Origin of the sequence: Mycoplasma bradburyae (assembly GCF_024338845.1) — a bacterium.
Classification (GTDB): Bacteria; Bacillota_I; Bacilli_A; order Mycoplasmatales; family Mycoplasmoidaceae; genus Mycoplasmoides; species Mycoplasmoides bradburyae.
Map to the genome: position 1 here is coordinate 56,755 of NZ_CP101414.1, position 21,774 is coordinate 78,528.

General features: G+C 30.2%; 28 protein-coding genes and 2 pseudogenes. 29 read left to right on the plus strand and 1 reads right to left on the minus strand.

Annotation, left to right across the window (positions count from 1 at the left end; all coding sequences use genetic code 4):
• Positions 1 to 40: 40 nt before the first annotated feature.
• The 5 genes from uvrB (at position 41) to NMG68_RS00230 (ending at position 6,854) form a co-directional block, all read left to right on the plus strand.
• Entirely contained in the window at positions 41 to 2,032 is a 1,992-nt protein-coding gene (gene uvrB / locus NMG68_RS00210) for an excinuclease ABC subunit UvrB (protein WP_255034703.1), read from the plus strand.
• A 109-nt stretch (positions 2,033 to 2,141) separates the two neighbouring features.
• On the plus strand, positions 2,142 to 3,236 hold the full coding sequence (locus NMG68_RS00215) for a substrate-binding domain-containing protein (protein ID WP_255034704.1): 1,095 nt from the start codon (positions 2,142 to 2,144) through the stop codon (positions 3,234 to 3,236).
• Positions 3,236 to 5,191 (plus strand): phosphate ABC transporter permease PstA, encoded by a 1,956-nt coding sequence (gene pstA / locus NMG68_RS00220; RefSeq protein WP_255034705.1) that lies wholly within the window; start codon positions 3,236 to 3,238, stop codon positions 5,189 to 5,191. The genes NMG68_RS00215 and pstA overlap by 1 nt, the downstream gene beginning before the upstream one ends.
• Positions 5,184 to 6,161 (plus strand): phosphate ABC transporter ATP-binding protein PstB, encoded by a 978-nt coding sequence (gene pstB / locus NMG68_RS00225; protein WP_255034706.1) that lies wholly within the window; start codon positions 5,184 to 5,186, stop codon positions 6,159 to 6,161. Before pstA ends, pstB begins: the two co-directional genes overlap by 8 nt.
• Before the next feature lie 6 nt (positions 6,162 to 6,167).
• The gene (locus NMG68_RS00230; RefSeq protein ID WP_255034707.1) at positions 6,168 to 6,854 is read left to right on the plus strand and encodes a PhoU domain-containing protein; all 687 of its coding nucleotides are present in this window, start codon (positions 6,168 to 6,170) and stop codon (positions 6,852 to 6,854) included.
• 32 nt (positions 6,855 to 6,886) lie between these two features.
• Here the strand turns inward: NMG68_RS00230 and NMG68_RS00235 are convergent, their stop codons facing one another.
• On the minus strand, positions 6,887 to 7,783 hold the full coding sequence (locus NMG68_RS00235; RefSeq protein WP_255034708.1) for a DUF5378 family protein: 897 nt from the start codon (positions 7,781 to 7,783) through the stop codon (positions 6,887 to 6,889).
• A gap of 244 nt (positions 7,784 to 8,027) precedes the next feature.
• On the opposite strand from NMG68_RS00235, the gene rpsJ reads away from it, so the two are divergent.
• The 24 genes and pseudogenes from rpsJ to NMG68_RS00355 all read left to right on the plus strand — a co-directional run bounded on the left by rpsJ (position 8,028) and on the right by NMG68_RS00355 (position 21,643).
• Positions 8,028 to 8,393, plus strand: coding sequence for a 30S ribosomal protein S10 (gene rpsJ, locus NMG68_RS00240; protein ID WP_255034709.1), 366 nt, complete (start codon positions 8,028 to 8,030; stop codon positions 8,391 to 8,393).
• 26 nt (positions 8,394 to 8,419) lie between these two features.
• Entirely contained in the window at positions 8,420 to 9,118 is a 699-nt protein-coding gene (gene rplC, locus NMG68_RS00245) for a 50S ribosomal protein L3 (protein WP_255034710.1), read from the plus strand.
• Positions 9,119 to 9,156: 38 nt separating this feature from the next.
• Complete coding sequence (rplD, locus tag NMG68_RS00250; RefSeq protein WP_255034711.1) at positions 9,157 to 9,786, plus strand: 50S ribosomal protein L4; 630 nt, start codon at positions 9,157 to 9,159, stop codon at positions 9,784 to 9,786.
• A gap of 2 nt (positions 9,787 to 9,788) precedes the next feature.
• On the plus strand, positions 9,789 to 10,112 hold the full coding sequence (locus NMG68_RS00255) for a 50S ribosomal protein L23 (protein ID WP_255034712.1): 324 nt from the start codon (positions 9,789 to 9,791) through the stop codon (positions 10,110 to 10,112).
• A gap of 45 nt (positions 10,113 to 10,157) precedes the next feature.
• Complete coding sequence (gene rplB, locus NMG68_RS00260) at positions 10,158 to 11,009, plus strand: 50S ribosomal protein L2 (protein WP_255034713.1); 852 nt, start codon at positions 10,158 to 10,160, stop codon at positions 11,007 to 11,009.
• Between the two features lie 22 nt (positions 11,010 to 11,031).
• Positions 11,032 to 11,295, plus strand: coding sequence for a 30S ribosomal protein S19 (gene rpsS, locus NMG68_RS00265; RefSeq protein WP_255034714.1), 264 nt, complete (start codon positions 11,032 to 11,034; stop codon positions 11,293 to 11,295).
• Between the two features lie 10 nt (positions 11,296 to 11,305).
• A pseudogene (gene rplV, locus NMG68_RS00270) lies at positions 11,306 to 11,635 on the plus strand (50S ribosomal protein L22); the annotation flags it as partial.
• Between the two features lie 107 nt (positions 11,636 to 11,742).
• Positions 11,743 to 12,420 (plus strand): annotated as a pseudogene (gene rpsC, locus NMG68_RS00275) (30S ribosomal protein S3); the annotation flags it as partial.
• A gap of 105 nt (positions 12,421 to 12,525) precedes the next feature.
• Positions 12,526 to 12,948, plus strand: coding sequence for a 50S ribosomal protein L16 (rplP, locus tag NMG68_RS00280; protein ID WP_255034717.1), 423 nt, complete (start codon positions 12,526 to 12,528; stop codon positions 12,946 to 12,948).
• The gene (gene rpmC, locus NMG68_RS00285) at positions 12,941 to 13,393 is read left to right on the plus strand and encodes a 50S ribosomal protein L29 (RefSeq protein ID WP_255034718.1); all 453 of its coding nucleotides are present in this window, start codon (positions 12,941 to 12,943) and stop codon (positions 13,391 to 13,393) included. The genes rplP and rpmC overlap by 8 nt, the downstream gene beginning before the upstream one ends.
• 5 nt (positions 13,394 to 13,398) lie before the next feature.
• Complete coding sequence (gene rpsQ / locus NMG68_RS00290; RefSeq protein ID WP_255034719.1) at positions 13,399 to 13,656, plus strand: 30S ribosomal protein S17; 258 nt, start codon at positions 13,399 to 13,401, stop codon at positions 13,654 to 13,656.
• A gap of 26 nt (positions 13,657 to 13,682) precedes the next feature.
• On the plus strand, positions 13,683 to 14,057 hold the full coding sequence (rplN, locus tag NMG68_RS00295) for a 50S ribosomal protein L14 (protein WP_255034720.1): 375 nt from the start codon (positions 13,683 to 13,685) through the stop codon (positions 14,055 to 14,057).
• Positions 14,058 to 14,066: 9 nt separating this feature from the next.
• Entirely contained in the window at positions 14,067 to 14,396 is a 330-nt protein-coding gene (gene rplX / locus NMG68_RS00300; RefSeq protein ID WP_255034721.1) for a 50S ribosomal protein L24, read from the plus strand.
• Positions 14,396 to 14,953 carry a 50S ribosomal protein L5 gene (rplE, locus tag NMG68_RS00305; protein WP_255034723.1) on the plus strand — a complete coding sequence of 186 codons (558 nt, stop codon included), beginning with the start codon at positions 14,396 to 14,398 and terminating at the stop codon, positions 14,951 to 14,953. The genes rplX and rplE overlap by 1 nt, the downstream gene beginning before the upstream one ends.
• Entirely contained in the window at positions 14,946 to 15,131 is a 186-nt protein-coding gene (locus tag NMG68_RS00310) for a type Z 30S ribosomal protein S14 (RefSeq protein ID WP_255034724.1), read from the plus strand. The genes rplE and NMG68_RS00310 overlap by 8 nt, the downstream gene beginning before the upstream one ends.
• 21 nt (positions 15,132 to 15,152) lie before the next feature.
• Complete coding sequence (rpsH, locus tag NMG68_RS00315) at positions 15,153 to 15,554, plus strand: 30S ribosomal protein S8 (RefSeq protein ID WP_255034725.1); 402 nt, start codon at positions 15,153 to 15,155, stop codon at positions 15,552 to 15,554.
• Positions 15,555 to 15,572: 18 nt separating this feature from the next.
• Positions 15,573 to 16,124, plus strand: coding sequence for a 50S ribosomal protein L6 (rplF, locus tag NMG68_RS00320; protein ID WP_255034726.1), 552 nt, complete (start codon positions 15,573 to 15,575; stop codon positions 16,122 to 16,124).
• 6 nt (positions 16,125 to 16,130) lie between these two features.
• On the plus strand, positions 16,131 to 16,490 hold the full coding sequence (gene rplR / locus NMG68_RS00325; protein WP_255034727.1) for a 50S ribosomal protein L18: 360 nt from the start codon (positions 16,131 to 16,133) through the stop codon (positions 16,488 to 16,490).
• Between the two features lie 13 nt (positions 16,491 to 16,503).
• Complete coding sequence (rpsE, locus tag NMG68_RS00330) at positions 16,504 to 17,160, plus strand: 30S ribosomal protein S5 (protein WP_255034728.1); 657 nt, start codon at positions 16,504 to 16,506, stop codon at positions 17,158 to 17,160.
• Between the two features lie 15 nt (positions 17,161 to 17,175).
• Positions 17,176 to 17,619, plus strand: coding sequence for a 50S ribosomal protein L15 (rplO, locus tag NMG68_RS00335; RefSeq protein ID WP_255034729.1), 444 nt, complete (start codon positions 17,176 to 17,178; stop codon positions 17,617 to 17,619).
• Positions 17,620 to 17,630: 11 nt separating this feature from the next.
• Positions 17,631 to 19,115: a preprotein translocase subunit SecY gene (secY, locus tag NMG68_RS00340; RefSeq protein WP_255034730.1), complete on the plus strand. Its 1,485-nt coding sequence runs from the start codon at positions 17,631 to 17,633 to the stop codon at positions 19,113 to 19,115.
• Positions 19,109 to 19,756: a nucleoside monophosphate kinase gene (locus NMG68_RS00345; RefSeq protein ID WP_255034731.1), complete on the plus strand. Its 648-nt coding sequence runs from the start codon at positions 19,109 to 19,111 to the stop codon at positions 19,754 to 19,756. Before secY ends, NMG68_RS00345 begins: the two co-directional genes overlap by 7 nt.
• 4 nt (positions 19,757 to 19,760) lie before the next feature.
• Positions 19,761 to 20,513, plus strand: a complete 753-nt coding sequence (map, locus tag NMG68_RS00350; RefSeq protein WP_255034733.1) for a type I methionyl aminopeptidase — start codon at positions 19,761 to 19,763, stop codon at positions 20,511 to 20,513.
• Between the two features lie 164 nt (positions 20,514 to 20,677).
• Entirely contained in the window at positions 20,678 to 21,643 is a 966-nt protein-coding gene (locus NMG68_RS00355; RefSeq protein ID WP_255034734.1) for an L-lactate dehydrogenase, read from the plus strand.
• Positions 21,644 to 21,774 lie beyond the last annotated feature (131 nt).

Genomic DNA, 21,774 nt, shown 5'->3' on the forward strand with positions numbered 1-21,774 from the left:
TATTTTTAGTTATTAATAAAGAAAATTAAAATATCGAAACGTGGAAAAGAAATTTAAATTAGTTTCAAAAAATAAACCTGCTGGTCATCAACCAGAAGCAATTAAAAAACTAGTTGAAGGTGTTAAAAACAAGAAAAAATATCAAACACTATTAGGTGCGACAGGAACAGGAAAAACTTTTACAATCGCCAATGTAATTGAAAAAACACAAAAAAAGACACTAATACTAGCTCATAATAAAACTTTAGCTGCGCAATTATATTTAGAATTTAAAGAACTATTCCCTAATAATGCAGTTGAATATTTCGTTTCATACTTTGATTTTTATCAACCTGAAGCATACATTCCTAGATCAGATATGTATATTGAAAAAAGTTCAGTTACAAATGATGAAATTGAAATGTTGCGGCTCGCCTCGTTGAATTCATTGACAACCAGAAATGATGTAATTGTGGTTGCTTCGGTTGCTTGTATTTATCCTGCTGCTAACCCAGCAGATTTTGATCTTTACCGAATCATTTTAAAAGTAAATAATACGGTAAAAATAGGTGATCTTAAAGAAAATTTAGTTCGTTTAAATTATGTATATAACCCTGATGCAAGATCACCAGGAACATTTAGAGTTAGAGGTGATGTCGTTGAGATATTCCCTGGTTATGTAAATGATCATGTAATTAGATTAAGTTTCTTTGGTGATGAATTAGAAGAAATTGCTAAAATTCATCCTGTAGATTCAACAGTTATTGAGAAATACAATTCCTATGTTCTAGGTCCTGCTAATGAATACATTCTTAATTTTGATAGAAGAGATACTGCAATCAAAAGAATTCAAGACGAATTAATGTTTAGAATTCAAGAATTTAAGAAAGATCAAAAATTAATTGAAGCTCAAAGAATAGAACAAAGAACAGAACATGATATAGACTCAATTAAAGAATTCGGTTTTTGTAATGGAATAGAAAACTATGCATTCCATTTAGAATTAAGAGAAAAAGGTTCAACGCCTTGAACTCTATTTGATTTTTTTGGTGATGATTGATTAATGGTGATCGATGAATCCCATATTTCAGTCCCTCAAGTAAAAGGGATGTATAATACTGATAAATCTAGAAAAACAACATTAGTTGAATATGGATTTAGACTTCCTTCAGCCTTAGAAAATCGACCATTAAATTATGACGAATTTAGTTCTAAAGCTGACCAAGTAATTTTTGTTTCAGCTACACCAAATCAAGAAGAAATAGAATTATCTGATAATGAAATTATTGAACAAATTGTTAGACCTACTGGATTATTAGATCCAACAATTGAAGTTCGTTCAAGACTTGATCAAATTACTGATTTAATGAATGAATTAAGAAACCAAAAAAGCAAAAATGAACGAACATTTATAACTGTTACGACAATTAAGATGGCTGAAGATTTAACGGAATATTTAAAAGAACGTAATTTTAAGTGTGCTTATATTCATAACGAATTAAAAACACTAGAAAGATCATTAATTCTTAACGATCTTAGAAGAGGAAAATACGATTGTGTTATCGGGATTAACTTGTTGCGTGAAGGATTAGATATTCCTGAAGTTTCTTTAGTTTGTATTTTTGATGCAGATAAACCTGGTTATTTTAGAAGTGATAAAGCTTTAATTCAAACAATAGGTAGAGCAGCAAGAAATGAAAACGGTCGTGTTATTATGTATGCCGATGAAATGACTAATGCTATGAAGATAGCAATAGATGAAACTAATAGAAGAAGAGAAATTCAAATAGAATTTAATAAAAAACATAAAATCACACCTAAAACTATTGTTAAACCTATATATGATGATTTAAAAAACAAAGCATCTCACAAACAAATTGAAGAAACAATTCGTAAAACTAAAGCTAAGGGTGATAAATTCATTAAAATGATTGATGAATTGAGAAAAGATATGCTAGAAGCTGCGAAAAATCAGAACTATGAAGAAGCAGCAAGTCTTAGAGACTTAATTATTGAATTAGAAACAAATCAATTAAATAAGAATAATAAATAAATAATATTGTTTTTTGTTAAAATCCCTTATGGAATTATAACTAAAAATGAAACCTCTTATTAGGAAGAAAATATCGGTATTTTTTTCAGTTGTTTCACTATCTTATTTAATGAGTTCTTGTTCATTAAATTTTGTTGTTATTAATACAAGGGGTTCATCATCGGTTCAACCTTTTATCGATGCATTATCGGCATTATATGCTAAGTATGAACCAGTTGAAATATCAGTACAAGCAGGTGGATCTACATCGGGAATAACAAGCGTTCTAGATGATACCGCAAATATAGGGAATGTTTCTAGAAGTCCTAGAGAACAAGTTTTATCTAGTAAAAAGCTTTCTAAAGATTGAAAAGAAAAAGAAATAAAAACTGTAACACTTGCTAAAGACGCAATCGCAATAATATACAAAAAACCTGATAATTTAGATGCAAAAAACTTTTATGTAGATGCTAATAATATATCGAAAATATATGAAGCATTTGCTGGACACAATAATGTATCTTTATCAAACTTTTACTTTGGAAATAATATTAAAGAAGATTTTAACGTTATACCGTTTGCTAGATCTGGAGCAGCATCTGTTTCAGGGACTGCTGAAGCTTTTTTGCATAATTCAGGTTTGATAAAAGATAATGAACTTGATAAAACTACTTTTGAGACCTTAAAAGGGTTAATAGATTATGGGTCAAATACGATTACTACAGGTGAATCGAATGTTGAAACCTATAATTTTTTTAAGACAAATGCTAGAAAAGTAGGTTCTATGACATATCTATCTTTAGGGTTTATTCTTAATAATATAGATGCAATTCATAAGGATGGATTTGAAGTTCTTAACTATAAAATAAACGATAAAGTTGTTACTCCTACTATAGAATCGGTAAGAGATTCATCGTATAAATGAACTAGACCTTATAACATTGTTTTTTCATTAAAAAATAATAATGAGGAAAAATTAAAATCAATTAAAGAATTTATCAAATTTACCGTGTTTTCTTCAAATTATTCTATAAAAGAAAAGGTAGATGAAGTATATAAAAGTCAAGGTTTAATACATCTATCTGATAATGAAATCAAACAAATGTTTTTGATTGATAAATCCCTTAAAAATAAAACTATAAATGAATTGTTAGATGCTAATGAAGATTTATTTTGAACAAGTGATTATTCTTTTAATCCTATTAGGTTTGGGGTTGAGTTCTAATGACAGATACATTTAAATTTAATCAATTTAAGAATATTAGAAGCAAAACATTTCAAATTATTGCGTTTACAACTGCTTGATTATTTGCTTTTATTTTTATTGGAATTTTTTCATTTATATTTTATAAATCTATCCCTGGATGACAATCATACGGATCAAGTATTTTTAAACTTGATTTTAATCTAGTTCAAGAAAAAGCCGGTGTTTGAGCTCCGCTAAGCGTTACATTATTTGTTACATTTTTATCGTTATTAATAGCTTCTCCTATCGGCATTAATACAGCCATTTTTATAAAATTTAGGCTAAAGAAAAAATTAACTAAAATATTCAGAATAATTATCAATATTCTTGCTGGTATTCCTTCAGTGGTTTTTGGTCTTTTTGCCGCAAATTCTTTAGGTTTTTTAGTTCAATTTATTTTTAAAACAAAAACATCTTGAAACCTAATAACTGCTATAATAATGCTTACATTTATGATTATTCCTACGATAGTAGCGATGAGCTATAATTCGTTGGAAAGTGTTGATATAAATTTATTATCAGCATCTATAGCATTAGGTACAACTAAAACCAAATCAATTTATAAAATTTTTAAGAAAGAAGCAAGAAACGGTATTTATGTATCGTTGTTAACAGCTTTATCTAGAGCCATTAGTGAATCAATGGCATTAAATTTCATATTAACATCTCAAAATTACAACATAATAAGTAATTCAAATTTTAGTGAATTTATTCAATCAGGTCTTAAAACAATTGGAGCAATAATTTCATATAACTTTTTTGCTGAAAATGGTTCAGAAAATCTTAGGAGTGTTTTATATCTATTTGGTATAGTTTTATTCATTTTTACGATAATAATTAACATTTTTGTTTTATTTATTAATCGAAGTTCAACCAAAAAGAAATACCCATGAGTCATAAAAATTGAAACCTTTTTAGCTAATGTTATTTTATTTATCCCTTATAGAATAAGTAAATCATTTATTTACTTCATAAGCCTAAACAAAAGATGGGATAGTTTTTTTAAATTACATAAGAACAACATTAAAATAAAAATTTATGATGGATGAAAATTAGCTATAGAGTTTTTATGTATAGGTATTTGTATTAGTTTCATTGTTTGAATAATTATTTATACTTTCTATCACGGGTTTATCGCTATATTTAGTCCAGAACAAACCATAACTTCATTCGAAGCTAACTCTACAGGTAGAGCTACAATAAATACCTTAGTAATAATATTTTTTGGAATATTGATTTCATTCCCTGTATCCTTATTTGTAGCTATTTATATTAATGAATATGCAAAAAACAAAAAAGTTAAAAGAATTATTTTATTCTTCATTGATGCTTTAGGTTCCACACCATCAATATTATTTGGTATTTTTGGTTTAACCTTCTTTATTCAAACATTAGGACTAGCAATTGGTGGTAAGAGTTCGAATTCGATTTTCGCTGGAATTCTTACAATATCTCTTGTTATAATACCTTCATTTATTAGAATGTTACAACAAGCACTATCATCCGTTCCTAATTCGATAAGAGAAGCGTCATATGCTTTAGGCATCTCAAGATCACAAACAATATTAAAAATTATTCTTCCGCAAGTAACAGAAGATATATTAAGCAGCATAATTCTTACTATTTCAAGAATACTAGCAGAGACCGCACCTTTATATATAACTGCAGGTTTATCATCATCTAATCACTTCAGTTTAGGTTTATGAGGGCAAACATTAACAGTAAGAATTTATAGTCAACTATTTTCAACAAAAGCTAATGCACAAAATATTATGTTTGAATCCGCCTTTATGTCAATATTGTTAATATTTATATTTATCATTATTAGCAATCTACTCATTCCTTATATCTTTAAAAATAAATATAAACTGATGATCTGAATAGACAATTTAAAATCAAGGAAAAAGAATAAGAAAAGGTTAAATAATGCGTAAGAAAATAGATCCAAAAACTAAAGAATTGTACCTTCAAAAGAAAGTTCAATACAAAGAAAAAATTAAGTCTTTAATTTTAGAGAAAAAAGAAATATTAAAACTAAACGATCGTTCAAAATTAAGCGAAATTACCGCTAATATTAAAAAATATAAAATTTTATATAAAAATAAAGATCCTAATTTAATACACTTTAAAGACGATTATAATTTTGATAATATATTTGAAGTTGATAACTATAATCTTTGATATTCAAATGGTAGCAAACATGCATTAAAAGATATTAATTTAAATATCAAGAAAAACAAAGTGACAGCATTAATCGGACCATCTGGATGTGGTAAATCTAGTTTTATCCGTTCTTTAAATAGAATGCATGATTTAACTGACGGTGTTATCAAAACTGGTAGTATTTTTTTCTTATCTAAAAACATATATTCAAAAACATTACCAGAATTAGAATTAAGATCTAATGTAGGAATGGTTTTTCAAAAACCAACGCCATTTTCTTTATCGATCTATGAAAATATTGCTTACGCATTAAAATCACACGGAATAAAAAATAAAGAAGAAATCGATCAAATTGTTAAAGAATCATTAGAAGGTGCTGCTTTATGAGATGATGTTAAGGATATTTTATTTCAATCAGCACACGGCTTATCGGGCGGTCAACAGCAAAGATTATCGATTGCTAGAGCTATCGCTTTAAAACCAGAAGTTTTATTAATGGATGAACCGACATCAGCGTTAGATCCAATAGCAACTAATAAAATTGAACAGTTGATTCATAAACTTAAAAAAAGCTATTCAATTGTTATCGTAACTCACTCAATGGCTCAAGCGCAAAGAGTTAGCGATGAAACAATCTTTTTTTATGAGGGTAATGTTCTTGAACAAGGAACAACAAAACAAATTTTTACACAGCCTAAAAACGATAAAACAAAAGACTATATTAATGGAAGGATTGGATAAGATTATATGTCAAGAAATTACAAATCTTTGAAGTATTCAGAGCAAGAATTAATTAATAAGTTCTATGAATATATCGATCATGGTATAGCTATCCACGAAAAATTATTAATAGCCTTAAATAAATATCGAAACGGTGAAGATTACAAAGAAGTTGTTAAAGAAATCTTTAAGATGGAAAAGATTTCAAATATCAAGCAAGCTGATTTATTAGATGATTCAACCTGGATTATATCTAAAGAACAACCACAAGCATCACATCTTAGATTTATTATTGCTATAATTTCATCTTCTAACGACATTGAAAGAATATGCGATTATGCTAATAATGTCGCTAAATTCTTAAATAATAATGACAATATATCAAACAAAAAATTAGATATAGTAATTGATTTGCAACAAGATGTAATTAAAAATTATAAAGATGTTATCGAACATTTAAAACAAAACGAGGCAGAAGATACTTATAAGTTTGCTGATATTCGTCAACAAGAATTTGAATCTAAATATAAAAGATACTTAAGAATGTTTAAACAATATGATTTAAATTCAGATGATGAGCTACAATTAAATTTACTAATTGATATGATTCTTATGATTAAATATATTGAAAGAATTAATGATCATTTAGTTAATATTGTTGAATACTTTGTATATATTAAAGAATCATCGTTTTTCTTCGATAAAAAGATATAAAAAGACGATTTAAGGATAATAAAAAAAGCGTTTTAAATAACGCTTTTTTTATTATTGTTTTTTCTTCAATTTAAATAAGAGTATTTTAAATTTTTAACTAGTAATTTGATATCTAATTTAAATTGTTTTTTATTAGCTAGTTTAGGTTGAATTATCTTTCTGTTAAGTTCCTGAATTCCGTAACGAATACCTCAGATAATGTTGATTGATACTAAAGCGATCATAACACCTACAGGGATAACTTGAGGGAAAGGAACTTTTAGTATATTGGCTACTGATTGGTATTCTCCGCCAGGATATCAATCAGTAGGAATGATACCGTTTGAGTTAGCCAACACTTTGCGATCTAATTGTGTACAAGCAATTATATAACTTACATAAATCGCCATAAATAAATATTGGTTTAAGATATCTCTTGGACTTCATTCTGTTGTTCAACATAAAAGCATCAAAGCTACTGATGTTGTCATTACATGGAGCATGAAATAAATTTGATCGTTATCGAACCCTATAAAGATAAATCTATAAACATCTAAACCAGAATATCTATTAGCTAACCTAAATAATTCTCCATATAAAGTAATTAAACCCCCAAATAATGCTATGGGAGCTAGAGATCTAACAATTTTTTTGTTCTTTATAAACATTAAGCATAAGCCAGCAAATATTGAGAAGAACGGACAAATATCTAATAACAATAACCTTGAGTGCCTAATTGAAACAGCAATTGTGCTTCCGTCATCAGACGCGTTTCAGCTAGGAATTATAAACTGTACTTGTCTGGCTATCAGCATGTAAAAGAACATGAAGCCGCCGATTATAAACCAAAATCAACGATTATTTTCAAATCTTTTAAAGAATCTTGAGGTAAATATGATTAATAAAAATCATAGAGTTACCACAATCATTAATATAGATCCTAATTTCATTTTCTTATATATTTATATCAATATAGTTTGAATAATATCTAGTTTAGATAGAACTAAACTCAGCTAATGATTAATATCATAAAGGTTTTTTACAAAATATCTCAAAATTCCAATGGATTAAAAATAATTATTTGATATAATTTAGAAGTTAAGCTTTTGAAAAGATTGCTGATACACTAAAAAGCGTTGTCAAGTATCAGGTAACTTTTTATAAGCGTTGTATTAAATAATATAAGGACAACAAATGGCAGAATTAAAAGAAAAATCTAACGAATCTTCAAGCGAAGAATCAAAAAAACAAAAAGATATTAAAGAGATCAGAATCAAACTAAAATCTTATGATAGTAGATTATTAGATCAATCAGTTAAAAAGATTTTTGAGATTGTAAAAGAAACAGGATCAGAACTTCACGGTCCAATTCCATTACCAACTAAAAAAGAAGTATTTACAATCATTCGTTCTCCGCACGTTGATAAGTCTTCAAGAGAACAATTCGAAAGAAGAACTCACAAACGTTTAATAATTATTAAACAACTAAAGAATGAAACTATTCAAAAACTTAAACGTTTTGTAATTCCTTCTGGAGTTGAATTACGTATCTACTTATAAACAATTTGATAGGAGTTAAATAATATATGAAAGGAATTTTCGGAACAAAAGTTGGAATGACTCAGGTTTTCGAAGAAAACGGACGTCTGATCCCTGTTACTTTAGTTAAAGTTGAACCTAACCAAGTAATTAGCGTTAAAACTAAAGAAAAAGATGGTTATGATGCTATCCAATTAGGTTTTAATGAAACACACGAAAAAAACTTAAACAAACCAGAATTAGGGCAATTTAAAAAAGCTAATTCTAAAAATTACAAAAACTTAGAAGAAATTCGTGGAATGACTGGTCACAATGTTGGCGACTTACTAAAAGTTGAAGAATTATTCCAACAAGGTCAAGTAATCGATGTTCAAGCTAAAACTAAAGGCCGTGGTTTCACTGGTGCTATTAAGCGTTGAAATTTTAAGATCGGTTCTAAAGGTCACGGTGCTGGATATCCTCACAGATTTCAAGGTTCAGTTCAAGCTGGTCGTGGAGGGTCTCAAGCTCAAAGAGTTATGAAAGGTAAAAAGATGTCTGGTCACTATGGTCACGAACTTGTTACAATTCAAAACTTATCAATCGTTGGATTTTTACCAGAAGTTAATACAGTAATGATTTCAGGTGCCATCCCTGGTCCTAACTACGCTAAAGTAAGAATTTCAACTTCAAAGAAAAACCCAAATAAAGTTATTTCTTACAATTTAATAATGAATAAAGTTGCAAGCGAACAAGCTGCAAAATAAATATAAGAATAATTTAAATTTAAGGAAATTTAAAAACTATGTCTAAAATAAAATTATTCGATTTATCTGGTAAACTTCAAGAAGAAATCGACTTAAACCAAAAACTTCTTGTAAATGAAGTTCATAAACAAGCAATTTTTGATGCAATTCTTGCTGAAAATCTATCACAAATTCAAGGGACTCATTCAACTCTTAAAAAAGGTGAAGTTAGCGGTGGTGGTAGAAAACCTTACCAACAAAAACACACTGGTCGTGCTAGACAAGGTTCGATTCGTAACCCTCACTATGTAGGCGGTGGTATTGCGTTTGGTCCTAAACCAAATAGAAATTACAAAATTAAGGTTAATAAAAAAGTAAGTGAATTAGCGTTTAAATCAGCAATTACTTCTAAAGTTAATAACCAAGAATTCTTAGGTTTAGTTGATTCAATTAAACAGGAAAAACCGAGCACAAAAGCAATTGTTAAATTATTAAAAGAACTAAATATTAATAAAAAAGTATTAATTGTTGCTTTTGAAAAGAATGAAAACCTTGAAAAATCAAGCGCTAACTTACCGAATGTTTCATACAAATTATGAAACCAAGTTTCAGTGAGAGACTTAATTGATGCTAATTGTGTATTAGCTCAAAAGAGCGCAATTAAAAACTGAGTTGAAAGGCTGAATTAATCATGCAAATTACAGACGTTCTTATTAAACCTGTACTTACTGAAAAGAGTTATGGCATTATGATGTCAGAACCTAAAAAATACACTTTTCTAGTAAATCCAAAAGCTAACAAAAATTACATTAAACAAGCTTTTAAAGCAATCTATGGAGTAACCCCAACTGCTGTTAATACAAAAATTAAAAAACCAGCAAGAATCCGTACAGGAAGTCAAAATCCAGGTTATTCTCGTTTAGAAAAAATCGCTATCATCACAGTTCCGTATGGAGTTGAGGTGGCAATTACTGGTGAAAAACCAGAAAACAACGAATCAACAAATTCAAAATAATTAAACAGGCGCAAAGCATTTAAGGAAAAAAAATAATAAGCAGTTATGCCAGTAAAAAAGATAATAAATAGATCTAACAGTGGTATTCATCATAAGATCTCAATCGATTACAAAAAGGTTTTAACAAGTCAAAGCCCATTAAAATCTTTAGTAAGTAATAAAAAGAAAAACTCAGGTAGAAACAACCAAGGTAAAATTACTGTAAGACACAAAGGTGGTGGTTCTAAAAGAAAATACAGAATCATTGACTTTAAGAGAAATCTACACGATGACAAAGTTGCTGTAGTTAAATCAATTGAATACGATCCAAATAGAAGTGCATTCATTTCTTTAGTGGCTTATGAAAATGGTTATAGATCATATATCTTAGCTCCTGAAGGAATTAAAGTAGGTGATAAAATCGTTTCATCTTCACAACAAATCGACATTAAGCTTGGTAACTGTATGCCTTTAGAATATATTCCAGAAGGTACAATGGTTCATAACATTGAAATGACTCCTGGTAAAGGTGGTCAAATAGCTAGAAGTGCTGGTGCTTATGCTCAAATCTTAGGTAAAGATGATACAGGTAAATATATTAACCTTAAATTAGGTTCTAAAGAAGTTAGAAAATTCCTTAAGAACTGTAGAGCAGTGGTTGGTATCGCATCAAATGTTGATCACAACTTAGTGCTTTTAGGAAAAGCGGGTACATCTAGACATAAAGGTATTCGCCCTACTGTTCGTGGTTCTGCTATGAACCCTAACGATCACCCACACGGTGGGGGTGAAGGTCGTAGTCCAGTTGGTCGCGACGCTCCAAGAACACCTTGAGGTAAAAGACACATGGGTGTTAAAACAAGAAATAATAAGAAATCGTCTACTAACTTAATAATTCGTAGACGTAACTCAAAATAGGAAAATGAAAGGTCATTAATTAATGTCAAGAAGTTCTAAGAAAGGTGCATTCATTGAACCTAGTTTATTAAAGAAAGTTCAAGATTTGAATGCTCAAAAACAAAAGAAAATAATCAAGACTTGATCTAGAAGAAGTACTATTTTTCCGGATTTTGTTGGTCACACTTTTGCTGTTCATAATGGTAAAAAATTCATTAATGTTTATGTAACTGAAGATATGATCGGTCATAAGTTAGGTGAATTTTCTCCTACAAGAACATTTAAAGGACACAGCTCTAATAGATAGGAGATAGAATATGATTGCAATTGCAAGACAAAACAGAGTAAGAATATCACCTCAAAAAGCTAGATTAGTTTGTCAATTGATTAAAAATAAATCAATTATTGAAGCTCAAAATATTCTAGTTAATACTGATAAAAAAGGTGCTCGTATTATCTTAAAATTACTTAATTCAGTAATCGCTAATGCCACTAACAACCATGCTATGTTAGCTGATAAACTATATGTTTATGAAATAGTAGCAAATCAAGGTCCAACTCTTAAGAGAAACTTACCGAGAGCTAAAGGTTCGGCTGATATGATTAGAAAACGATCAACAAACTTTGTAATCAAATTATCAGACGACATTAACGAAAGAAAATTAGAAGTAGAAGCAATTAAAAATAGACTTAAAAAACGTGTTGCTGGTCAAATTAAGAGAAAGCAATCACTAAGTGGAGATAAAAAATAAATATGGGTCAAAAAGTTAACTCGAACGGTTTAAGATTTGGAATTAATAAAAACTGACAATCTCGCTGAATAGCTAGAACTAATGAACAAACAGGTGACTGAATTGTTCAAGATGAAAAAATCAGAAACTATTTATTAAAAAAATTCCACAGCGCTTTCATTTCTAATATCGAAATCGAAAGAACTCAAGCTAATATCCGTGTGTTCATCTATGCTTCTCAACCTGGTATCGTTTTAGGGAAAGAAGCTGCTAACATCAAAACTATCGTATTAGCAATTAATAAAATTGTTGGTAGAAATGTTAAAGTTGATGTTGATGTTCTTGAAGTTGGTAATCCTTCTTTAAGTGCTAAGATTGTAGCACGTGAATTAGCTGATGCAATTCAAAACAGAACACCATTAAGAACTGCAATGCGTCAAGCGCTTAAAAGAGTTCTTAAAGCTGGAGCAAAAGGTATCAAAGTATTAGTATCTGGTCGTTTAAACGGAGTAGAAATTGCTCGTGACAAAATGTATATCGAAGGTAATGTTACACTTTCTACTTTAAGAGCTGATATTGACTATGCGCTAGAAGAAGCTCAAATGTCTTATGGTGTTATCGGTGTTAAAGTTTGAATTAATCGTGGTGAAATCTTTGGTAAAGATTTCTATAAAAAACAAATTCACATCATTAAACCAAAAGGTAGTGAATACAATCACGGAAGAAGAAACTTCAACAAGTCTAAAGACCAAAGAAATAGACAACCAAAAACACAACAAAATCAACCTGCTAAGGAGTAAAGTAACATGTTACAACCTAAAAGAACTAAATATAGAAAGCCTCATAATGTAAGTTATGAGGGAAAAGCTAAAGGTAATTCTTATGTTGCTTTTGGTGAATACGGCATTATGGCTACTAGCGGTGCTTGAATTGATTCACGACAAATTGAAAGTGCGCGTATTGCGATTTCAAAACACCTTGGTAAAACTGGAAAAATGTGAATTAGAATTTTTCCACATATGTCAAAAACTAAAAAACCACTAGAAGTGAGAATGGGTTCAGGTAAAGGTAACCCTGAATTCTGAGTGGCTGTTGTAAAAAAAGGAACTGTTATGTTTGAAGTTGCTAACATTCCAGAAGCGCAAATGAAAGAAGCTTTAACAAGAGCTGGTCACAAGCTTGGTGTTACATGAAAAATTGTTCCTAGAGAAGGTGCTAAGAATGAATAAAGAATTAAGAGCAAAGACCACTGAAGAACTAACTCAATTAGTTACTCAATTAAAAGGTCGTTTATTAGAATATCGTTTTAAATTAGCTCAAGGTGAATTAGACAAAACTCACATTATTAAAGAAACTAGATTAACTTTAGCAAGAGTGCTAACTATTCTAACTGAAAGAAACGTTAAAATTAATGTCAATCAAATGGTTTCAAGTTTTGCAAAAGAACAAGCTAAGCAAAAAGAAATCCAAGAAGCAGTTAAAAAAGTTAAAGAACTTAAAGCAGCAAGAGATAAGAAGAATAAAGAAAAGCGTTTAGCTAATGCTGAAAAAGTTAAAGCAGCACCAAAACCAGAACCTAAAGCTAAAAAAGTTAAAACAACACCTAAAAAATCAGAAACAGTTAAAAGTTCTAATAAAAAAATTGTTAAAGCTAAAACAAGTAAAAAAGGATAATTTAAATGCGTAATTCAAGAAAAGTTTTAATGGGTGTTGTTGTCAGTGATAAAATGCAAAAAACTGTTACAGTTAAGGTTGAATCAAAAAACCGACACCCTTTTTATCACAAGCTGGTAATTTCTCATAAGAAATATCACGTTCATAACGAAGAAGGTGAAAATGCAGCTGGAGTTGGAGATAAAGTTTTAATTATGGAAACGCGTCCTTTATCAGCAACTAAACGTTGAAGAATTTCTAAAATTCTAGAACGCGCTAAATAATATTATTAACAGGAGAATTTGAACTAATGATTCAGTTTATGACGAGAATGAACGTGGCTGATAACACCGGCGCACGTGAAGTTGGAGTAATTAAAGTATTAAACGGTTCTAAAAGAAGATATGCTTCTGTTGGTGATATCGTTGTTGTATCAGTAAAAGACGCGATTCCATCTGGAACAGTAAAAAAAGGACAAGTTTTATTTGCTGTTGTTGTTAGAACTAAAAAAGGTGCTCAAAGAAGAGACGGAACTCATCTTTCATTTGATGATAATGCTTGTGTCATCATTAAAAACCGTGAAGATTTTACTCCGAGAGGAACACGTATCTTTGGACCGGTAGCTCGTGAGTTACGGGAAAAAGGATTCAACCGTATCGTTTCTTTAGCGAGTGAAGTGTTATAGGAGTTAAAGATGCAACGTATTAAAAAAGGTGATAAAGTTGTTGTAATTTCTGGTAAACATAAACAAAAAACAGGTATTGTGTTACAAGTTTTTACTAAAGAACAACGAGCTATAGTTGAAGGCGTGAATATGATTAAACGTCACACAAAAGAAAACGCCCAAAATCAAAAAGGTGGTGTGATTGAAAAAGAAGCTCCAATCCATTTATCTAATTTAGCTTTATTAGATCTTAAAGCTAAAGAGGTAAAACCTACCAAAGTTAAATATGGAACTGATCCAAAAACTAACCAAAAAGTGCGTTTATCTCGCAAAACAAATAATCTTGTAGGTGGTCAATAATGAATTTAAAAACTAAATATAAGAAAGAAATCGTTCCATTATTACAAAAAGAATTTGGACTTTCATCAGTAATGCAAGTTCCAAAGATTGAAAAGATTGTAATTAACATGGGTGTTGGTGATGCTACTAAGGATGCTAAATTATTAGAATTAGCTCAATCTGAATTACAAGCAATCAGCGGACAAAAACCAATAGTTACTAAGGCTCATTCTTCTAACGCTTCATTCAAAATTAGACAAGGTCAAGCGATCGGTTGTAAAGTTACACTAAGAGGTGAAAGAATGTGAAACTTCTTAGAAAAATTAATCAACATCGCTCTTCCTCGTGTAAGGGACTTCAGAGGTTTATCGAATAAAGCTTTTGATAGTCAAGGTAATTACACTTTAGGAATTAAAGAACAAATTATCTTTCCAGAAATTATCTACGATAATGTTAAAAAAATTCGTGGATTCGATGTAACCTTGGTAATTTCAACTAATGATAGTAAACAAAACTACAGATTATTATTAGAATTAGGAATGCCTTTAATTAAGAATAAGGAACAAGCAAATGGCTAAAACATCACTAAAAGTTAAACAATCACGTCCTGCTAAATTTAAAGTAAGAGCATACAGTAGATGCAAACGCTGCGGCCGTCCTCACGCTGTTTATAGAAAATTTGGTATTTGTCGTTTATGCTTTAGACACCTTGCTTACAATGGAAGCTTACCAGGTGTAAAAAAAGCATCATGATAGGAACAGGGGTTAAGTAAAAATATGCATTTTGATCCAGTAGCAGATATCATAACTAAAATAAACAATGCTAACCGCGCTAAGATTGTTGAGTTACAAACTGAAGCTTCAAAACTGAAAGTTGCAATCTTAAACATCTTGCTTAACGAAGGTTACATTCGTGGTTATGAAATCTATGATAACAAAGAAAAAACAAAGTCAATTTTAAAAATCAAATTAAAATTTGACGAACACAGAGTTAGCTCATTAAACGGTATTAAACAAATTTCTAAACCTGGTTTAAGAATTTATGTATCAGCTGACAAACTACCTAGAGTATTAAATGGTTTAGGTATTGCTATCGTTTCTACTAACGAAGGTTTAATGACTGACAAAACAGCAAGAATGAAAAAAATTGGTGGAGAAGTTCTTGCTTACGTTTGATAGAAAGGGTTAATATAAATTATGTCAAGAATTGGTAACAGAATAATTACAGTTCCAGCTAATGTTAATATTAACCAAACTAAAGAACTATTAACATTTAAAGGTCCATTAGGTCAATTAGATCTTAAGTTAGCACAAAATAGTGGTATTAATATTGAAATTAAAGACGGTAACATTAAATTAACTCGTGCTAACGAAATTAAACAAACTAAGATGTTACACGGTACATACAACGCATTAATTACTAATGCTATAACCGGTGTAACAGTTGGTTTCAAAAAAGAATTGCGTTTAATCGGTGTAGGTTATAAGGCAACTTTAAAAGGTAATGTATTAAATTTACAATTAGGTTACTCTCACCCAATTGATATCGAAATTCCTAAAGATTTAAAAGTCGATGTTCAAAAAAACACTGAAATTACTATCTCTGGAGTTGATAAAGAAAAAGTAGGTGAATTTGCGATCCAAGTTCGTAAATGAAGAGAACCAGAACCTTATAAAGGTAAAGGTGTTCTATACCTTGACGAACAAATTATTCGTAAAGCTGGTAAAACCGCAGAAGGGAAAAAATAATAACTTATGAAACAAGTTAATATGAACCGAAGCCAAAGACGTCAAATGCGTCATAAACGAGTGATTAAAAAGGTTCGCGAAATTGATAACGATCGTCCGGTTATGATCGTTGTGAAATCTAATGCTCACATTTCAGCTCAAGTATGAGATTTCACTACAAACAAAATTATTGCTTCAAGTTCTTCTGTTAGCTTAGACTTAGCGAACGGAAATAAAGAAAATGCAGCTATTGTTGGTACTGACATTGCGAATAAACTTCTCAAGCTAAAAATTGAAAAGATTGCTTTCGACCACGGTGGTTCTAAATACCACGGAAGAATCGCTTCACTTGCTGACGCTGCAAGAAAAGCTGGTTTAAAATTCTAGGATAATTAAAATTATGGAAGATATTAAACAAACTAAAAAACCAAATAAAAACAATAGCGGTGAAGCTAAAAAACCTAATGCTAACCAACAAGCTAACAAAGCTAATAGCAATAGATCTAACAACCAAGGCAACAAGAAAGCTTCTTCAAGACACTCTGACGAAAGAAATAAGAGAAAAAACGAAAAGAGAACTAAGAGCGAATACGAAGAAAAAATCGTAAAAATCTCTAGAATTTCTAAAACTACTAAGGGTGGTAGAACAATGCGTTTCAGCGCTTTAGCTTTAGTTGCTGACCGTAAGGGTAGTATCGGTTTTGCAACAGCTAAAGCATTAGAAGTTCCAAATGCTATTAAAAAAGCGTTAAAACTAGCTCAAAACAATCTTCAAAAAGTTCCAATCAACAAACACGGAACTCTATTCCATGAAGTAATTGGTAAAGCAGGTGCTTCTAAAGTTTTAATTAAACCTGCGCCTCCAGGTACTGGAATTATTGCTGGTGGTGCTATCCGTGCTGTATTAGAACTTGCTGGATATACTGATGTTTATACTAAAAACTTAGGTAAAAACACACCAATCAACATGGTGAGAGCGACAATTGCTGGTATTAAATCTCAATTTACACCTAAACAAATCGCTAAATTAAGAAACAAATCAATTAAAGAATTATAATAAGGAGTTAAATTAATGAAATTACATGAGTTAAAAAGTACTCCCAAATCAAGAAATCATAAAGCGAAAGTTGTTGGGCGTGGTCACGGTTCTGGTTTAGGTAAAACTTCTGGTCGTGGTCAAAAAGGTCAAAAGGCTCGTAAATCAGGTCACACTCGTCCAGGATTTGAAGGAGGTCAAACTCCTTTATATAGACGTTTACCTAAATTCGGGTTTAAAACAGTTGGATTCAGAAAGCAAACTTTAGCAATTTCTCTTGATGTGTTAGCTAAACTTGAAGAAACAACTATCAACCGTGAAGTATTAGTTAAACACGGTATCATTAGTTCTAAAACTAATGAACCTGTTAAGGTAATCGGTAACAAAATTTCGAAAAAAATTGATTTAAAAATCAATAAAATTTCTGAAGGTGCTAAAAAAGCAATTCAAGCTGCTGGCGGTAGTTTTGAACTAATCTAGGCTATTAAAAGATGGTAAAAAGTAACTCAAAAAATCTTTTAGGTCAAAAAATCATTAAATTGTGCAAAAACAGAGATTTTGTAATCTCTGTTTTTGTCACATTATTCTTGATTTTGTTATTTAGAGTTATCAGTGTAATTCCGCTTCCTGGAATTACAATTTCGCAGGATAAAAATAACAACAATTCAGGTGTTAGTGACTTCTTTGATCTATTCAACTTATTAGGTGGAGGTGGTTTAAGTCAATTGTCATTATTTGCAGTAGGAATATCTCCATATATTTCAGCGCAAATAATTATGCAGTTGTTATCGACTGATTTAATTCCGCCACTTAGTAAATTAGCGAAATCAGGTGAATTAGGAAGACGAAGAATTGAATTAATTACTCGTTTTGTAACTTTACCTTTTGCTGTGGTTCAAGCTTTTGCGATTATCGCATTAATTAAAAATCAACAGAACGGTCAAATTAAATTCGATAATGATGATATAGCTCACCAAGCATTTTATATTATCACGATGACTGCTGGTACTTACATCTCAATCTTTATTGGAGATATTATTTCTAAAAAAGGTGTAGGTAATGGGATTACATTATTAATTCTTTCAGGTATTCTTGCTAGATTACCAGACGGATTCATCGTAATGTACCGCGTATTAGGTGGTGTAATTATTACAACTACTCCGATGTTAACAGCAGCTATCAATTTCAGTTTATATTTTATTGCCTTCTTAGTATTGTTATTAGCAGTAACATTTGTAAATTCATCAACCAGAAAAATTCCGATTCAACAAACGGGAGAAGGTATGATTTTAGGGACTGAAAAATTACCGTTCTTACCAATTAAACTAAATGCTGCTGGGGTTATTCCTGTAATTTTTGCATCATCAATTATGTCGATTCCGATTACGATTGCTGAGTTCCAACCACAATCTGAAGGTCGATGATTTGTAGAAGACTATTTATCACTAAGAACTCCAGTTGGAATTAGTTTATATGTGTTCTTAATTATTATATTTACATTCTTCTATAGCTATATTCAAATCAACCCAGAACAAATAGCGCAAAACTTTAACAAGTCACATAAGTTCATTCCTGGGGTTAGACCTGGTCTTGATACTGAAAAACACATCACTAAAGTTTTAATGAGAATCAATTTTATTGGTGCGCCATTTTTAGCAGTTGTTGCAGTAATTCCTTATATAATTTCATTAGTGCTACATGTTCCTACAACATTGTCGCTTGGTGGTACTGGAATTATTATTATGGTTTCTGCTAGCATGGAACTTTATCGTTCATTACGTTCAGCTGCTACAACGACTTCGTATCAAAGATTGCGTAAAGATATTGCTAATAAAATTGAAAATGAATTATCATTAAACGATTACGCAAACAAACCCAACTTACATCATGATCAATATGGATTAAATGATCAAACTAAACAAGCTGAAGTTAAGAAAGATTCTAATGATCCATTAGAGGTTAGCCAACTATGATAAGACTATTATTTCTAGGTGCCCCTGGCACTGGTAAAGGAACCATCTCATCTTACTTAAAAGAAAATCACAATTTCTTTCACATATCAAGCGGCGATTTATTTCGCCTTTATGCTAAAGATGAAAGCAGTGAATTAGGTAAGGAAATTAAAAACTGTATTAACAACGGAATTTATGTTCCAGATGATCTAACTAACAAAACTGTTAAAGATTTTTACAATAAAAATAAGGATCAAGAGAAAATTATTTTTGATGGTTATCCAAGAACATTAAATCAATGTGATTATTTAAATGATGTAGTTCAAATCACGCATGCAATATTACTTGAACCAACTGATTGAGAATACATTATTAATCGATTAAGTTCGCGCAGATCTTGTCCTGAATGTAAGAGAATTTACAACATTAGTTCAGAAGAGTTTAAACCAAAAGTCGATAACCAATGCGATGTTTGTAAAATTGAATTATTGCATCGAAAAGATGATGATGCTTCTGTTGTTAAAAAACGAATCGAAGTTTATAACGAACAAACTAAACCGGTTATTGAGTACTATAAAAACAAGAATTTATTGTACACAATTGATGCTAATGCCGATTTAAAAGAATTGTACGAACTTGTTTTAAATATTGTTAATAAAAAATAGTTAAATGATTTACCTAAAGAACCAGATTGAAATCGAAAATATTAAAAAAACCGCTGATATTTATAAACAAATTGTTAAGAAGTTCGATTATGAAGAACTAAAAAATAAATCTTTAAAAGAAATCGATTTAATGTTAAAAGATTTTGTGGTTAGCAAAAACGCAAACAATTGCTATCATGGTTATTTAGGTTTTAAGGGTTATCATTGCCTATCCTTAAATGAAACAATTATTCATGGGGTAGCTAATGATCAGATTTTTACTAGCAAAGATAAACTTACAATTGATATCGGGATTGAATTAAATAATTATTATTGCGATTCAGCTTTTACAGTGCTAGGTCCTGATGTAAATCCAAGACAAAAATTACTTTCTGAAGTTACATATAATTGTATTTTAGAAGTAGTTAAAAAAATTATTCCCAACCAAACTACTACAGGTGATTTAGGTTATTGAACTGAACAATATGCCAAAAAACACGGATATAGCGTTATTCGTGATTTCGGAGGTCATGGTTGTGGGATTAAGATTCATGAAGATCCAATGATTTTAAATTATGGATCTTTAAACAAAGGTACAAAACTTTCGCCTGGAATGGTGATATGTATTGAACCGATGTTTTTTGAAAGGGATAACAAGTATTATATTGATCCAATTGATCAATGATCAGTTAAACCTGTCAAAAAAAATCAGTTCGTTTGTCATTGAGAACATATGGTTTTAATTACTGAAGATAAAGCAGAAATTATTACTCTTTAATGTCCTTCTTATAAACTAAAAAAAATAAATTTATTTATTTTCTAAGATTATTTTTTAAATATTTACATTAAATTATTTTAATAATTTTTCATTAAATATCATTTTGAAAAAAATATTTTCATAGAATTAAGTCATAGTACCTAAATACAGGAGATGCATAATATATGAAAAAAATTGGTGTAATCGGATGTGGATTTGTTGGATCTACATATATTTCTGATTTATTAGAACAAGGCGTTCAAGCTGAATACATTCTTGTTGATAAAAATGAAAAATTAGCTGAAGGGCATGTTCGAGACTTACGTGATGCTAAAGCATTAAAAAGTCAAAATGGAAGCACTTTCAAAGTTGGTACATACGAAGATTTAAAAGATGCGGATGTAGTAGCTATTACAGCTTCAATTCCAACTGTTCCAAATGAGAAAGGTGAAGTATTTACTGACCGTTTACAATTAATGACTTCAAACGTTAAAATTCTTAACGATATCGGTATGGAACTTAAAAAAGTTAATTTCAAAGGATTAAGTATTATTCCTACTAACCCTTGTGATGTTATGACTGGTGTCTATCAAAAAATTACTGGTTTCGATCCACATAAAGTTATTTCAACTGGTTGTTTATTAGAAACAATGAGAACAAGAAAAATGCTTTCTGAAGCTTTAGGTGTTAATACTGATTCAGTTGAAGGTTATGTAGTAGGTGAACATGGTTCTGGTGCTATTGTTCCTTGATCAGTTATGCGAGTTGGTAATGTTCCTGTAAGTCAATTAATAGCTGAAGGAAAACTTACTGAAGAATACGTTAAAGAGATCTTCCCTAGAGTAGTTAAAGAAGCTTTCGAAATTATTAAGTACAAAAAAGCTACTTACTACGGCATTGCTCAATCAATGTCATTAATTACAAGAGCTTACATCTATGATATGAATACAATTTTAGGTGTTGGTGTTCAATTGGATAATGAATATGTAGCTCCTGGTATTTACTTCACAGTTCCAGCTATTATTGGAGCTCATGGATGAAAACTTCATTCTAAAGTTAAATTATCTAAAGAAGAACAAGAAGCGTTTGATAAGAGTGCATTGAATATTGAAAAAGTTACTAAAGACGCTCTTGAAATTATTGGTAAATAATAACAAAGCCTTTCAGTTAGTTAATTTTTAACCAATTAACAGTTAATTTCGACAAAAACTCTATACATTTTATACTTCTTTTAATAAAACACGTTAATAAAACACGCGAGAACTTCGCGTGTTTTTATATT